Genomic DNA, 14,489 nt, shown 5'->3' with positions numbered 1-14,489 from the left:
TGGCTCACGAATTCCCTCTCCTCGATGGAGGAGAGGGAAAAACGTTATCAGAAGTGCGTGTTAACGCTCATATACCAGGTGCGGCCCGGTTCGTTATAGGTGTACGCGCCTGCGCCCGCCATATAATTTCCGGTCACAATATCACCCGTGGTCTGGGCATTCCCTTCGCGCCATAGGCGTTTGTCAAAGACGTTATCCACGCCACCGGTCAGGCTGACGTTTTTGGTGACATCCCAGGTCGCGCTCAGGCCGACAATGCTGTACGGGCTGACTTCATCAGCCGAGCTGCCGGTCACTGGTTTGCCCTGGTAATCGTATTTCTTCGGCTGCTGTTTGCCATACCAGGTGAGGGTGGACTGCAAGGACAGATCGTCGCGCGCCTGCCAGCTCAGCGTGGAGTTCAGCGTGTACTGCGGAATAATCGACAGACGTTCACCGGTCTCTTTATTTTTACTTTGCAGCATGTAGGTGATGTTGTTGGTCCAGTTAACGGTTTGGCTAACCGGGACGTTCAACGTACCTTCCAGGCCTTCTACTACCGCTTTAGGAATGTTTTCCCACTGGTAGATATCTGTTTTACCGTTGTTAATACGGTTCAACGGTACGGTACCGGCTTCGATTTTATCGCGGTAATCGTTGCGGAACCAGGTGACTCCAGCCAGCCAGCCGTCGCGTTTGAACTCCAGGCCAATTTCTTTGTTGATGCTGGTTTCCGCTTTCAGGTCGTCGTTGCCCATCATGTAGCAGCCGATGCCGCTGGCGGAACCGGTGGCGTAGCAGCCCTGGCCTTTACTGTACAAAATATAGTTCGGGTTGAGCTGGTACAGGCTCGGCGCTTTATAGGCCCGCGCGATGCCCATTTTCAGGGTAAAGTCGTCGCCCAGTCCCTGAGACAGGTTCAGAGACGGACTCCAGTTATTGCCCACGATGCTGTGGTGATCGAAACGCAGGCCCGGCGTCAGCATGGTGCTGTCGGTCAGTTCCATGTTGTTTTCGGCGAACAGAGAGAAGATCTCGGCATCCGAGTACGGGCTGCGGTTGGTGCTGCTAAAACCAGGAATATTACCGCCCATAAAGGTTTGCGAGTTGGACAGCATGTCTTTCATACGCTGCTGGTTCCACTCGGTACCGAGCGTCAGATTTTGGTTGACCAGCAGATCCAACGGAATGCTGACCTCACTGTGCAGCATGACGTCACTCAGGTCGGCGTCGACATATTTTTGCGACGCTTTCGGATCGAAGATCCCTTCCGTGCCGCCAGCTAATCCTTCCGGGGTGCGGGAGTTACGCGTGTGTTCGTACTGTACCCAGTTGCTGGTGGTGACGCCGTTATCCCAGCCGCCGTTCCAGGTCAGGGAGTAGTTCTGGCGATAAAGACGGTTGGTCTCTTTACCGTAGTTATCTTTCACCAACTGGTTGGTGTTGGTGTTTTGGGTGTCACCCGCGTACAGGTTGCCCTGACGGCTGTAACCGGCTTCCAGTTCGAGAGACTGGAGTGGGGCAAAGTCCCATCGCACTACGCCGTTAATGTCTTTGTTGATGACCCCTTCACGACCCGCCGGTAAGGTGTTGGCATAGGTCCCGGTACGTTCTGACTGGTGACCCTGGTTGATGTCCCAGGCGTCAGCCTGCGTTTTATCAAGATTACCGTACAGACGGAAGCTGAAATCCCCGCCCAGTGGGCCATTCAGGCTGAAGTTGGTGCGTTTGGTGGAGCCTTCTTCTTTGTGTTCCGGGGCGTTGAAATAGGTATCCCAGGAACCATGCCACTCGTTGCTGCCTTTTTTGGTGATGATATTCACCACACCACCCGCAGCACCGTTACCGTAACGCGCCGCGGCAGGACCACGCAGCACCTCAATACGTTCGATCATTTCCGGCGGCACCCAGGCGGTATCGCCACGGGTATCACGCTCGCCGCGCCAGCCCTGACGTACGGAGTTGCGGCTGGTGACCGGCTTGCCGTCGATCAGAATCAGGGTGTTTTCTGGCCCCATGCCGCGAATATCAATCTGACGGTTGTTGCCGCGCTGGCCGCTGGTTGAGTTACCGGTCAGGTTAACGCCAGGCATGGTACGGATGATTTCCGCCACATCGCGCGCGGGAGGATTCTTACGGATTTCATCAGCGGTGATGGTGGAAACACCTGGCGCCTGCAGGTTCTGCTGGGCGGCGGTAACGACGATGGTATCTTCATGCGAGACGGCGGTGCTATCGGTTTTATCTTCTGCCATGGCTGGCAGCGCTATCCCGTAAATCCCTAAATTGACCAATAAGGCCAGTGAATGAATCTTGTTGTTCATTGTATGTCCTGCTTTCTTTTAGCCACGTGAACCAATGTGCCGTTGTGGGGCATTTGGCCTGATGTCGCCCGCTCCTGCGAAAACCATCCGTTCCAGAAAAAGTTCGCAGCGTCAGGTCGGTTTATGAGTGGTGAAAAACTGTACGCGCTTCCCACAGCGCGACAATACGCTATTGCAAATGCAAATAGTTATCAATAATATTATCAATATATTTCACGATTAGATTTAAAATTGCACAATAAACATGGGGTTATGACGGTGGCGGCGTTAATGATGGGAAGTGAGGCGTGGTGGCAGTCAAAAAATGGCCCGGAATGGGTGCGTGAGGACAGCGGCGATTACCGCGTGACGTTTTGGTGGCGTGACCCGCAGGGAACGGAAAAACACTCAACAATTCGTCGCGTGTGGGTCTACATTACCGGCGTGACCGACCACCATCAAAATGCCGTTCCCCAGTCGATGCAACGTATTGACGGTACAGATGTTTGGTGCTGGAGCATTACCCTGAACTCCCGCTGGCGCGGCAGTTACTGTTTCATCCCTTCTACACGAGACGACATTTTTGCCACGTTGAACGCAGGCGACACTCCGGACAGAACGTTATTACGCGAAGGCTGGCGACAGTTGCTGCCGCAGGCCATCGCCGATCCCCTCAATCCTCAAAGCTGGCAAGGCGGGCGCGGGCATGCGGTCTCAGCGCTGGAAATGCCCGACGCCCCCGTTCAGCCTGGCTGGGACAGTCCCCAACCTCCGGATTCACCAGCGCTTTGCTTGCAATGGCACAGCGAAAGGTTAGGTAATACGCGCCGCGTGTGGGTGTTTACCACCGGCGAGGCAAATCCCGGGGAACGTCCGCTGGCAGTCCTGCTGGACGGACAGTTTTGGGCGCACAGCATGCCGGTCTGGCCCGCGCTGACCTCACTGACCCGACAACATCTGCTCCCTCCTGCCGTTTATCTCCTGATTGATGCCATCGATACGCCTCATCGCAGTCGCGAGCTGCCGTGCAATGCCGATTTCTGGCTGGCGGTACAGCAGGAGTTATTGCCGCTGGTGAACGCGACTGCCGCGTTCAGTGACGATCCGCAGCGCACGGTCGTCGCCGGGCAAAGCTTTGGGGGCTTGTCCTCGCTGTATGCCGGTCTGAACTGGCCGGAACGTTTTGGCTGCGTGCTCAGTCAGTCCGGATCTTACTGGTGGCCGCATCGCGCAGGGCATCAGGATGGGATCGTGATTGAACAACTGAGGGCCGGAACGTTGAGCGCGCAGGGGCTGCGTATTGTTCTGGAAGCCGGAATTCGTGAACCGATTATTTTTCGCGCCAATCAGACGCTCTTCGCACAGTTACCGTATGCACCACGGTCTATTTTCTGGCGTCAGGTTGAAGGTGGACACGACGCGCTTTGCTGGCGCGGCGGATTAATGCACGGGCTGATGACGCTCTGGCAGCCGCTCACCGACACGATTTAACCGGACGATGTTCCACGACAGGAGTTGAGTATGGAATTCAGTAACCCTTTCGATAACCCGCAGGGGCAGTTTTACATTCTGCAAAATCCCCAACGTCAGTTTAGCCTTTGGCCGCAGCAGTGCTCGCTTCCTGCTGGCTGGGCCATCGCATGCGAACCGCAATCCCAGGAAGCCTGCCAGCAATGGCTCGCGGAAAACTGGACCACGCTAACACCTGCAAATTATGTCGATGTACAGGAGGCAGAATGACTCAGCACTTACCGTTAGTCGCGGCCCAGCCGGGGATCTGGATGGCGGAAAAACTCTCCACGCTGCCTTCAGCATGGAGCGTCGCGCACTACGTGGAATTAACCGGGGAACTGAACGCACCGCTGCTGGCGAAAGCGGTTGTTGTCGGTCTGGGGCATGCTGATACCCTGCGTATGCGGTTTTGCGAAGACAACGGCGAGGTTTGGCAGTGGGTTGATCCAACGTTCACTTTTACGCAACCCGAGATTATCGATGTCCGTGACATGGCCAGTCCGCACGACGCCGCACGGGCGTTGATGCAGGCTGACTTGCAGCAAGACATTCGTGCCGATGGCGCAAAACCCCTGGTCTGCCATCAACTTATTCAAGTGGCAGATAACCGTTGGTACTGGTATCAGCGCTATCATCATTTGCTGGTGGATGGTTTCAGTTTTCCTGCCATCACCCGCCAGATAGCCGCCATTTATCGCGCATGGCAGCACGGCGAACCGACACCGGAATCACCTTTTACCCCCTTTGCCGAGGTGGTGGAAGAGTATCAGCAGTATCGCCAAAGCGAGGCGTATCAACGTGACGGCGCATTCTGGGCCGGGCAGCGAGAGCAGTTGCCGCCACCGGCTTCGCTGTCGGGCAAACCCCTGCCGGGCCGGGCGACCAGCGCGGATATTATTCGCATGCAGTTGACCGCCCCCGACGGCGTATTCCGCCAGCTTGCCGCGCGCATGCCTGACATTCAGCGTGCGGATTTAGCGCTGGCGCTGGTGGCACTATGGTTGGGGCGTTTATGCAGCCGGATGGATTATGCCGCCGGGTTTATTTTCATGCGCCGCATGGGGTCGGCGGCGCTAACGGCAACCGGGCCGGTGTTGAATGTGCTGCCATTCGGTGTGCATCTTGATGCCGCGGAAAGCCTACCTGAACTTGCGAAACGACTGGCCGGGCAGCTCAAGAAGATGCGTCGTCATCAGCGTTATGATGCGGAGCAAATTGTGCGCGACGGCGGCCGAGCGGCCGGTGAAGAGGCGCTGTTTGGTCCGGTACTGAACGTGAAAATCTTTGACTACCAGCTGGATCTTCCCGGCATCCAGGCGCAAACCCATACGCTGGCGACCGGGCCGGTTAACGATCTGGAACTGGCGCTGTTCCCGGATGAAAACGGCGGTCTGAGCATTGAAATTCTCGCCAATAAACAGCGTTATGATGAGGCGACGCTGGCGCAACATGCGTCGCGTTTAACCGCGCTGATGGGCCAGTTTGCCGAAAACCCGGCGCTGCGCTGCGGCGATGCCGATATGCTATTGCCGTCAGAGCAAGAACAGCTGGCGCAAATAAACGAGACGGCAATTGATATTCCGTTCACCACGCTCAGCGCGCTGGTGGCGGAACAGGCCGCGAAAACACCGGATGCGCCGGCGCTGGCCGACGCCTGCTATCAGTTCAGCTACCGCGAAATGCGTGAGCAGGTTGTTGCACTGGCGCAGGTGCTGCGTGAACGCGGCGTGCGACCAGGCGACAGCGTTGCCGTGGCCTTACCGCGCTCTGTGTTCCTGACGCTGGCACTGCACAGCATTGTGGAGACGGGGGCTGCCTGGCTACCGCTGGATACCGGCTATCCGGACGATCGTCTGCGGATGATGCTGGAAGATGCACGTCCTACGTTGTTGATCACTACCGAAGAACAGCTGTCCCGCTTTCGCGATATTCCTGGGCTGGACAGTGTGTGCTATAACGCGCCGCTGCCAACGGAAAATAGCGTCCCGCTGGCGTTATCGCGTCCAGAGCATACCGCTTACATCATCTTTACCTCGGGTTCGACCGGCAGACCAAAGGGGGTGATGGTGGGGCAAACCGCCATCGTTAACCGCCTGTTGTGGATGCAAAATCACTATCCGCTGACCGCCAATGATGTGGTGGCGCAAAAAACGCCATGCAGTTTTGATGTCTCGGTGTGGGAGTTTTTCTGGCCGTTTATTGCGGGCGCAAAGCTGGTGATGGCGGAGCCTGAGGCGCATCGTGACCCGCTGGCGATGCAGCAGTTCTTTGCACATTATGGCGTGACCACCACGCACTTTGTACCGTCGATGTTGGCGGCGTTTGTTGCCTCGCTGACGCCGGAGACGGCGCGGGAAAGCTGCGCCACGTTGAAGCAGGTGTTCTGCAGCGGTGAAGCCCTGCCAGCAGAACTATGCCGCGAGTGGGAACAGTTGACCCACGCACCGCTGCACAATTTGTACGGCCCGACCGAAGCGGCGGTGGATGTCAGCTGGTACCCGGCATGCGGAGATGCGCTTGCCGCCGTGACCGGTAACAGCGTGCCGATTGGCTATCCGGTCTGGAATACGGGCCTGCGGATCCTTGATGCCATGATGCGCCCGGTGCCCGTCGGCGTGGCGGGCGATCTGTACCTGACAGGGATCCAACTGGCGCAGGGGTATCTGGGCCGCCCGGACCTGACGGCAAGTCGTTTTATTGCCGATCCGTTTGCGCCCGGTGAACGCATGTACCGTACCGGGGACGTGGCGCGCTGGCTGGATAATGGTGCGGTGGAATACCTCGGGCGCAGCGATGACCAGCTAAAAATTCGCGGGCAGCGCATTGAACTGGGTGAGATTGATCGGGTAATGCAGACGCTACCGGATGTCGAGCATGCCGTGGCTCATGCCTGCGTATTCAATCAGGCGGTAGCTACCGGCGGCGATGCGCGCCAGCTGGTCGGGTATCTGGTGTCGCATTCGGGGTTACCGCTGGATATTCCCGCACTACAGGCGAGACTGCGTGAAACGCTGCCTGCGCATATGGTGCCGTCCGTGTTATTGCAGCTGGCGGAGTTACCGCTCAGCGCCAACGGTAAGCTGGATCGTAAAGCCTTACCGATGCCGCAGTTGACGCCGCGCACGGCAGGACGCGCGCCATACCCGGGCTCGGAGACCACCATTGCCGAGGCCTTTTCCGCGCTGCTGGGCTGTGAAGTTAATGATGTAGCAGCAGACTTCTTCGCGCTCGGCGGTCATTCGTTGCTGGCGATGAAGCTGGCGGCGCAGTTGAGTCGCATATTTGAACGTCAGGTGACGCCAGGGCAGGTGATGGTTGCTTCCACCGTTGAACAACTCAGTACGCTGTTGGACAGCAACGATGACGCACAGTCACAGCAACTGGGGTTTGAAGCGCTGCTACCGCTGCGCACCAGCCACGGCCCAACGCTGTTCTGTTTCCATCCAGCGTCCGGCTTTGCCTGGCAGTTTAGCGTGTTATCGCGCTATTTGAACCCTGAGTGGTCAATTACTGGCATTCAGTCGCCACGGCCTAGTGGGCCGATGCAGACGGCAGCAAATCTCGATGAGGTCTGTGAATACCATCTTAAAACGTTGCTGGAGCAGCAGCCTCACGGCCCCTACTATTTACTGGGGTATTCGCTGGGCGGCACGCTGGCGCAGGGTATTGCGGCACGCTTGCAGGCCAGGGGAGAGAAGGTTGCATTCCTGGGGTTGCTGGATACCTGGCCGCCGGAAACGCAAAACTGGCAGGAAAAAGAGGCCAATGGGTTGGATCCTGCCGTATTGGCGGAAATCGAACGCGAACGCGAGGCGTTTCTGGCGGCGCAGCAGGGCAATGCGTCCGACACGCTGTTTAGCACCATTGAGGGTAACTATGCCGATGCGGTGCGTCTGTTAACCACCGCGCACAGCGTGCCTTTTGACGGTCACGCCACGCTGTTTGTCGCTGAGCGTACCTTACCGCCGGGTGTCAGCCCTGAACATAGCTGGTCGCCGTGGATAGCCAGTCTGGATATCTACCGTCAGGACTGCGCGCACGTTGATATTATTTCGCCGGCAGCGTTTGAGAGTATTGGGCCGATAATAAACAGGTTGATCGCTCCGCCTGCGTAGCCGGGAATACTCACTATTGGCTTATTTGAATAACCTCATAATGTAAATAAAATGTTATGGGGTTGTTTTGTTTGTGCTGTTATTGGAGACCATAAGGCTTAATAAATTCTGAATATAATATCTGGCAGGTTATTAGGGGCAAAGAGTGTTTCGGATAATTCTTATTAGCTGGTAGACTTTGTCTACAGGAAGACGTTTCTTTTGGCCAGAAATTCAGGTTACACAACATGTCATCATTAAAAATAAAGAAAGATAATGATTCAGAATTAGCTGCTTATCCGCAGACTACGCTAAGCGGTAATGAAATTGATTTATTCAACCTGCTCGAGATTTTGTGGCGCGCCAGGAACAAGATTATTGCTACCGTCTTCGCGTTTGCCTGTGTGGGGATTCTGGTGTCTTTTCTGCTTCCGCAGAAATGGACCAGTGAGGCAATTGTTACCCCAGCTGAACCCGTGCAGTGGCAGGGACTTGAGAATGCGTTGACCAAGTTGCGTGTGCTGGACATGGATATTAGCGTTAACCGTGGTGATGTATTTAACCTGTTTATCAAGAAATTTCAGTCGCCATCGCTACTGGAGGAGTACCTGCGCTCTTCACCTTATGTGATGGATCAGCTGAAAGGCGCTGATATAGACGAAATGGATTTGCATCGGGCGATAGTACGCCTCAGTGAAAAAATGAAAGCGGTTGATGCAAATCAGGGTAAGAAGAATGAAACCTCGCTGTATACCGCGTGGACGCTAAGCTTTACCGCACCGCTGGCTGAAGAAGCGCAGGCCGTGCTGGCAGGGTATATCCAGTTTATTTCTGACCGTGTTGTGAAAGAAACGCTGGAGAATATTCGCAATAAACTGGCCATCAAAACCAGCTTTGAGAAAGAACGACTGGCGATGGACCGAATCAGACTGAAGAATCAATTGGATGCAAACATTCAGAGATTGAATTATTCACTCGAAATTGCGAATGCGGCTGGCATCAAAAAACCGGTTTACAGTAATGGACAAGCCGTGAAGGACGATCCTGATTTCTCTATTTCGCTGGGTGCGGATGGCATTGCGCGTAAATTAGAAATCGAAAAATCAGTAACCGATGTAGCAGAGATCAACGGTGAATTGCGTAACCGCCAGTATCACGTTGAACAGCTCTTGGCGATGAATGTCAGTGACGTCAAATTCTCACCGTTTAAATATCAACTTGCCTCGTCTCTGCCAGTGAAAAAAGACGGCCCCGCGAAATCCATGATCGTTATTCTGGCGGCGCTGTTGGGGGGAATGGCGGCGTGCGGTGGGACGCTGCTGAATTATGCCATGCTATCGCGTAAACGTGATATTGCGATCCTTGGGCAGCAACTGGTGTGATTTATTATTGTATGGCGACGAACACGTCGCCATACAATAAATAACGTTATTTCTGACGCCCGAGAGGCACCACCAGTGGCGTTCCGGCCACCGGGTCGTCAATAATCATGCAGCGCAATCCGTAGATCTTTTCGATAAGCTGCGGCGTAACAATTTCCTTCGGCGCACCCTCGGCAATAATCTTCCCTTCACGAAGCGCGATTAAATGCGTGGCATAACGGCAGGCCTGGTTGAGATCGTGCAGCACGGCGGCCAGCGTATAGCCCTTCTCGCGGTTTAACTCGCTGAGCAGTTCCAGCAGATCTATTTGATGACTGATATCCAGCCAGGTGGTCGGCTCGTCAAGCAGCATGATCGACGTTTCCTGCGCCAGCACCATGGCGATCCACGCTCGCTGGCGCTGTCCGCCGGAAAGCGTATCTACGCTTTGTGCTGCCAGGTGGGTGATCCCGGTAGCCTTCATAGCGTTCATCACCGCGTCTTCATCTTCTTTACGCCAGCGGGTGAACAGCGGCTGATGCGGATAACGGCCTCTGGCGACAAGCTCTTGTACGGTAATATCGCCCGGCGTAGTGGCGTTTTGCGCCAACAGGCCAATGCGACGCGCCACCTCTTTACTGGCGTAATGTTGAATATGTTCGCCATCCAGCCACACCTTGCCGTGCGCCGGCGTCATCAGACGGCTCAATGTGCGCAGCAGCGTTGATTTCCCGCAGCCGTTGGGGCCAATAATGGCGGTGAAGTGGCCGTCGGGGATCGATACGTCGAGGTTTTCTGCCACGGTAAACTTGCCATACCCTAGCGTTAACTGGTCGCCACGCAAACGGGCTACTGATTCGGTCATTTTTTGCGGGACTCCTGAATTAACAAGACGATAAGATAAATACCGCCGAGGCTTACGGTGACAACGCCGACCGGAAGCTGATAAGGCAAAAATAGCTGCTGGGCGCATAAATCGGCCATCAGCAGTAACAGTGCGCCACACAGTGCTGACTGGGTTAATCCCCAGCGTGCAGTGCCGCTAAGGCGACGGGCTATATGCGGTGCGACAAGGGCAATAAACGAGATAGGCCCCGCCAGCGCAGTGGCGGCGGCGGTCAGTACTACCGCCACCAGCATCATCATTAAACGCGAACGTTCGACGCTGACGCCCAGCGCACAGGTGCTGTCATCACCCATTTCCAGCAAGCGCAGGCGGCGCACCAGCAGCGTGGCGCACACCAGCATCAGAATAATCAGCGGCGCGGATGGCCAGGTTTTCGCCCAAGTCAGACCATTGAGCGATCCGGCGTTCCACAGTCCGGCCGTCAGCGCGGTTTCTAAGGAGGCTTTCAGTAGCAGCCAGGTGTTAAACGCCACCAGCATGGCGCGAATGCCGATGCCGATGATAATCAGGCGGAACGTTTCTATACCGTTGCGCCAGGCCAGCGCCCAGACGACCAGCGAGGTCAGGACCCCGCCGAGCATGGCCGCCAGCGCAATGGCGGTAAGATGCTGGCCAAACAGCACCATCGCCACCAGCACGCCGCTCCAGGCGCCGGTATTGAAGCCCATCACGTCCGGGCTGCCCAGCGGGTTACGCATCAGTGACTGGAATATTGCGCCACTGACGCCCAGCGCCGCGCCAATCAGTAGTGCCATCAGCACGCGCGGTAAACGCCATTCCGTCACCACCAGCGTAATGTTGCGCGGTGCATCGCCCAGCAGGGCGGCAATGATCTGCTGCGTTTCCAGCGTCACAACGCCGCTACGCAGGCTCCATAATCCGACGGCGATACAGCCCACAACCAGCAGCAGGCAACTGATCATCAGTCGACGAGAAAGGTGCATCATGCGCCACCTCCACGCTGCTTACGGCGTACCAGAAAAATAAGCACCGGCGCGCCGATAAACGCACTGACCACCGATACGCGCAGCTCACCGGGCACAATCAGGCGACCGATAATATCGGCAATTAACAGCAGGGAAGGCGTTGCCAGTAAGGTGACGGGCAGCGACCAGCGGTGATCGGCTCCCACCAGCCAGCGCGCCATATGCGGCATCATCAGGCCGATAAAGGCGATAGGGCCGACAATCGCGGTCGCGCTTCCGCACAGGACGGTGATTACCAGCAGACCGATAAACTGCGTACGGGCGACTTTACTGCCCAGCGCAGTGGCGGTATCCGTGCCCAGGCTCAGACTGTTCAGACCACGGCTGAGGAACAGGGCTACGGCTCCGGCGATCAGTACCGGGATCAGGACCACTTTCAGGGTTTGCAGACTGCGAATGTCCAGCGAACCGGCCTGCCAGAAACGCAGTTGATCGTAGACGTCAGGGTTGAGCAGGGCGATGCCGCTGGATAATCCCTCCAGTACTGCCCCCAGCGCCACGCCAGCCAGCGTCAGGCGAACCGGGCTGAGCTGTCCACCCCCCTGGCTGCCGGTAAAGGCGACAATCAGCGACGCGGCTAGCGCCCCGGAAAAGGCCATCAGCAGTTGCTCTTGCGGGGAGGAGAAACCGAACAGCGAGGCCCCCAGCACAATGGCGAAGCTGGCACCAGAATTGACGCCAAGAATACCGGGGTCGGCTAGCGGATTCCGGGTCAGCGTTTGCATCAAGGCACCCGCCAGTCCCAGCGCGCCGCCTGCGAGCAATCCTGCCAGCGTACGCGGGAGCCGCGCGTCCAGCACAATGGTGCAATCAGCGCTATGACAACTGCCGGTGAGCGCATCCAGCACCACGGAGGCAGGGAGCGACCTGGCGCCAATAACCAGACTTAATATCGTGGTGACAACAAGTAATAACAACAGTCCGGGCACGGCAAAGGCGCGTGTCGCGGAAACAGAGCATGACATATCAACTATCCTTGATAATGATAGTAATTATCGTTATCGATCTTATTTAGGTATGTTAGCATGTGCAGCCATTGAATGGATATTGAAAAAGTACCTGGTAAGGCTCTGTAATGAATCGACAATCCTGGCTGCTCAATCTCAGCCTGCTAAAGACCCACCCTGCATTTCGCGCCGTTTTCCTTGCCCGTTTTATTTCCATCGTCTCTCTGGGACTACTCGGCGTGGCGGTGCCGGTACAGATCCAGATGATGACACAGTCAACCTGGCAGGTTGGTTTGTCGGTAACGCTCACCGGCAGCGCGATGTTTATTGGCTTGATGATCGGCGGCGTGCTGGCCGACCGCTATGAGCGTAAAAAAGTGATCCTGCTGGCGCGTGGCACCTGCGGCATTGGCTTTATTGGTCTGTGTCTGAATGCGCTGCTCCCGGAACCGTCGCTGCTGGCAATTTATATCCTCGGTTTATGGGACGGCTTTTTTGCTTCATTGGGCGTTACGGCGCTGCTGGCGGCAACGCCGGCGCTGGTTGGGCGTGAAAACCTGATGCAGGCGGGGGCCATCACCATGCTGACGGTGCGCCTGGGATCGGTGATATCGCCGATGGTAGGTGGGGTACTGCTCGCCACCGGCGGCGTGGCCTGGAACTATGGTCTGGCGGCGGCAGGCACTTTTATTACCTTACTGCCGTTGTTGAGCCTTCCTGCATTACCGCCGCCGCCCCAGCCACGTGAACACCCATTGAAATCCCTGCTGGCAGCATTTCGTTTCCTGCTTGCCAGTCCGCTGATTGGCGGCATTGCGCTGTTGGGCGGCCTGCTGACCATGGCCAGCGCTGTGCGCGTACTTTACCCGGCGCTGGCGATGAGCTGGCAGATGTCGAGCGCCCAGATTGGTCTGCTGTATGCGGCGATCCCGCTGGGTGCCGCCATCGGCGCATTGACCAGCGGGCAACTGGCGCACAGCGTGCGTCCTGGTTTGATTATGCTGACGTCGACCGTGGCGTCCTTCCTCGCAATTGGTCTGTTTGGACTGATGCCGGTCTGGCAATTGGGCGTGGTCTGCCTGGCGCTGTTTGGCTGGCTGAGCGCGGTGAGTTCTCTGTTGCAGTACACCCTGTTACAGACGCAGACGCCGGAAGCGATGCTCGGGCGCATTAACGGTTTGTGGACCGCACAGAACGTCACCGGTGATGCCATCGGCGCAGCGCTGTTAGGCGGTTTGGGTGCGATGATGACGCCGGTCGCGTCGGCAAGCGTCAGTGGATTCGGCCTGGCTATCGTTGGACTGTTGCTGCTGTTGCTGTTGAGTGAGGTCCGTCGTTTTCGGCAGATGCCGGTGAATGCCGGATAAGGCGTAAACCTTATCCGGCACTAAAGATTAAAACAGTGCGGAGAGGCGTTGCAGCAGCAGCGTGGCGCTGTAGTAATCCAGACGGAAGGTTTCAGTGCCCAGTGCGTAGACGCGTTTATTCTGCACGGCAGGCAGGTGTGCCAACAGCGGGTTAGCGTAAATGGCGTCGGCATCTTTGCTGTCGCCCGCAAACAGGAACAGCGCCTCGCCGTTCAGTCCGGTTGCCAGATTCTCACCGCCAAGCTGCACAATGTCGTGACGTTTGCCCTGACTCTGGCTGGTATGCAGTCCGGCAGGCAGCGGTGCCAGCGTGAAACCGAGCTGCTCCATCAGCTGGCCCTGCGCAGACTCTGGCGTCCACAGGTTGGCGCTGTGCGCGGCGGCGGTGTACACCAGCGCGCTGACCGGCTGTGGCGGCAGGGTAATGCGCTGCTTAACCGCCTGCAACTGCTTATCAAACTCGGCAATGCGTGCCGCCGCCTGTTGTTCATGCCCGGTGATCTCACCTAACTGCGTCAGCAGCGACTGCCAGCTTTTGTCGTCGTAATTAATAATAAGCGTGGGGGCAATGGTGGACAGCTGATCGTACAGGGCGAGGGCAGAATCACCGCCGGTGGCGCTGATCAGAATCAGGTCCGGCATTTGTGCGGCAACGGCCTCGGCGCTCGGTTCGCCAATATACAGACGGCTCAGCTTGCGGGCTTTTGCCACCTCGCTCCACTGGCGTAAAAAACCCTGTGCATCGCCGATGCGGTTATTCGGCGTGGTGGCCCCGCTGGCGATAATTGGCGCATCAATGGCCAGCAGCGACCCGGTCAGCGTCACGCTGGTGGAGACAATGCGCTGTGGCTTCTGTTCCAGCGTATGAATCCCACGGCTGTCGGTGACCTGACGCGGCCAGTCAGCAGCATGGCTTAAAGAAATTCCTGAAAGAGACAGCCCAACCAATAAGAGCGCCGTTCGGTAAAACGCGGGGAGTCGCACGAATAAGTTTCCTGTTATCAATGTAGTTAATGCTTCTCATTTTCATTGT

Annotated in this window: 10 protein-coding genes; 5 read left to right on the top strand and 5 right to left on the bottom strand. The window is 56.8% G+C overall.

Annotated elements, in window-relative coordinates; translation table 11 throughout:
- Window positions 1-47: 47 nt before the first annotated feature.
- Complete coding sequence (locus FDW95_RS17495) at window positions 48-2,303, bottom strand: TonB-dependent siderophore receptor (RefSeq protein ID WP_115259136.1); 2,256 nt, start codon at window positions 2,301-2,303, stop codon at window positions 48-50.
- Window positions 2,304-2,555: 252 nt separating this feature from the next.
- Between FDW95_RS17495 and fes the strand changes: the two genes are divergently transcribed.
- The 4 genes from fes to wzz(fepE) all read left to right on the top strand — a co-directional run bounded on the left by fes (window position 2,556) and on the right by wzz(fepE) (window position 9,270).
- A complete protein-coding gene (gene fes, locus FDW95_RS17490; RefSeq protein ID WP_115259135.1) occupies window positions 2,556-3,773 on the top strand; it encodes an enterochelin esterase in 1,218 nt (405 codons plus the stop codon).
- Window positions 3,774-3,803: 30 nt separating this feature from the next.
- Window positions 3,804-4,022: an MbtH family protein gene (locus tag FDW95_RS17485; protein ID WP_115259134.1), complete on the top strand. Its 219-nt coding sequence runs from the start codon at window positions 3,804-3,806 to the stop codon at window positions 4,020-4,022.
- Window positions 4,019-7,909 (top strand): enterobactin non-ribosomal peptide synthetase EntF, encoded by a 3,891-nt coding sequence (gene entF / locus FDW95_RS17480; protein WP_115259133.1) that lies wholly within the window; start codon window positions 4,019-4,021, stop codon window positions 7,907-7,909. The genes FDW95_RS17485 and entF overlap by 4 nt, the downstream gene beginning before the upstream one ends.
- 227 nt (window positions 7,910-8,136) lie before the next feature.
- Window positions 8,137-9,270, top strand: coding sequence for an LPS O-antigen length regulator Wzz(fepE) (wzz(fepE), locus tag FDW95_RS17475; RefSeq protein ID WP_115259132.1), 1,134 nt, complete (start codon window positions 8,137-8,139; stop codon window positions 9,268-9,270).
- Between the two features lie 46 nt (window positions 9,271-9,316).
- Here wzz(fepE) and fepC read toward each other — a convergent pair whose 3' ends face one another.
- From fepC to fepD, 3 genes are read right to left on the bottom strand one after another with little or no spacing between them, the layout of a single operon-like run.
- Complete coding sequence (fepC, locus tag FDW95_RS17470; protein ID WP_115259131.1) at window positions 9,317-10,114, bottom strand: iron-enterobactin ABC transporter ATP-binding protein; 798 nt, start codon at window positions 10,112-10,114, stop codon at window positions 9,317-9,319.
- On the bottom strand, window positions 10,111-11,103 hold the full coding sequence (fepG, locus tag FDW95_RS17465) for an iron-enterobactin ABC transporter permease (protein ID WP_170973018.1): 993 nt from the start codon (window positions 11,101-11,103) through the stop codon (window positions 10,111-10,113). Before fepG ends, fepC begins: the two co-directional genes overlap by 4 nt.
- Window positions 11,100-12,107 carry a Fe(3+)-siderophore ABC transporter permease gene (gene fepD, locus FDW95_RS17460; protein WP_115259130.1) on the bottom strand — a complete coding sequence of 336 codons (1,008 nt, stop codon included), beginning with the start codon at window positions 12,105-12,107 and terminating at the stop codon, window positions 11,100-11,102. The genes fepG and fepD overlap by 4 nt, the downstream gene beginning before the upstream one ends.
- Window positions 12,108-12,217: 110 nt before the next feature.
- Here fepD and entS point away from each other — a divergent pair, with 110 nt between their 5' ends.
- Complete coding sequence (entS, locus tag FDW95_RS17455; protein WP_096757935.1) at window positions 12,218-13,456, top strand: enterobactin transporter EntS; 1,239 nt, start codon at window positions 12,218-12,220, stop codon at window positions 13,454-13,456.
- 27 nt (window positions 13,457-13,483) lie between these two features.
- Here the strand turns inward: entS and fepB are convergent, their stop codons facing one another.
- Entirely contained in the window at window positions 13,484-14,440 is a 957-nt protein-coding gene (gene fepB, locus FDW95_RS17450) for a Fe2+-enterobactin ABC transporter substrate-binding protein (RefSeq protein WP_115259129.1), read from the bottom strand.
- Between the last annotated feature and the right edge of the window lie 49 nt (window positions 14,441-14,489).

Origin of the sequence: Citrobacter sp. wls718, assembly GCF_005280945.1 — a bacterium.
In the GTDB taxonomy this organism is placed as follows: domain Bacteria; phylum Pseudomonadota; class Gammaproteobacteria; order Enterobacterales; family Enterobacteriaceae; genus Citrobacter; species Citrobacter gillenii.
This window is presented reverse-complemented; position numbering and strand designations above follow the sequence as displayed.

What these genes read in the sequence shown, in the direction of transcription:
- FDW95_RS17495 (WP_115259136.1), bottom strand. Translation starts at nt 2,303, where the DNA reads ATGAACAACAAGATTCATTCACTGGCCTTATTGGTCAATTTAGGGATT.
- fes (WP_115259135.1), top strand. Translation starts at nt 2,556, where the DNA reads ATGACGGTGGCGGCGTTAATGATGGGAAGTGAGGCGTGGTGGCAGTCA.
- FDW95_RS17485 (WP_115259134.1), top strand. Translation starts at nt 3,804, where the DNA reads ATGGAATTCAGTAACCCTTTCGATAACCCGCAGGGGCAGTTTTACATT.
- entF (WP_115259133.1), top strand. Translation starts at nt 4,019, where the DNA reads ATGACTCAGCACTTACCGTTAGTCGCGGCCCAGCCGGGGATCTGGATG.
- fepC (WP_115259131.1), bottom strand. Translation starts at nt 10,114, where the DNA reads ATGACCGAATCAGTAGCCCGTTTGCGTGGCGACCAGTTAACGCTAGGG.
- fepG (WP_170973018.1), bottom strand. Translation starts at nt 11,103, where the DNA reads ATGATGCACCTTTCTCGTCGACTGATGATCAGTTGCCTGCTGCTGGTT.
- fepD (WP_115259130.1), bottom strand. Translation starts at nt 12,107, where the DNA reads ATGTCATGCTCTGTTTCCGCGACACGCGCCTTTGCCGTGCCCGGACTG.
- entS (WP_096757935.1), top strand. Translation starts at nt 12,218, where the DNA reads ATGAATCGACAATCCTGGCTGCTCAATCTCAGCCTGCTAAAGACCCAC.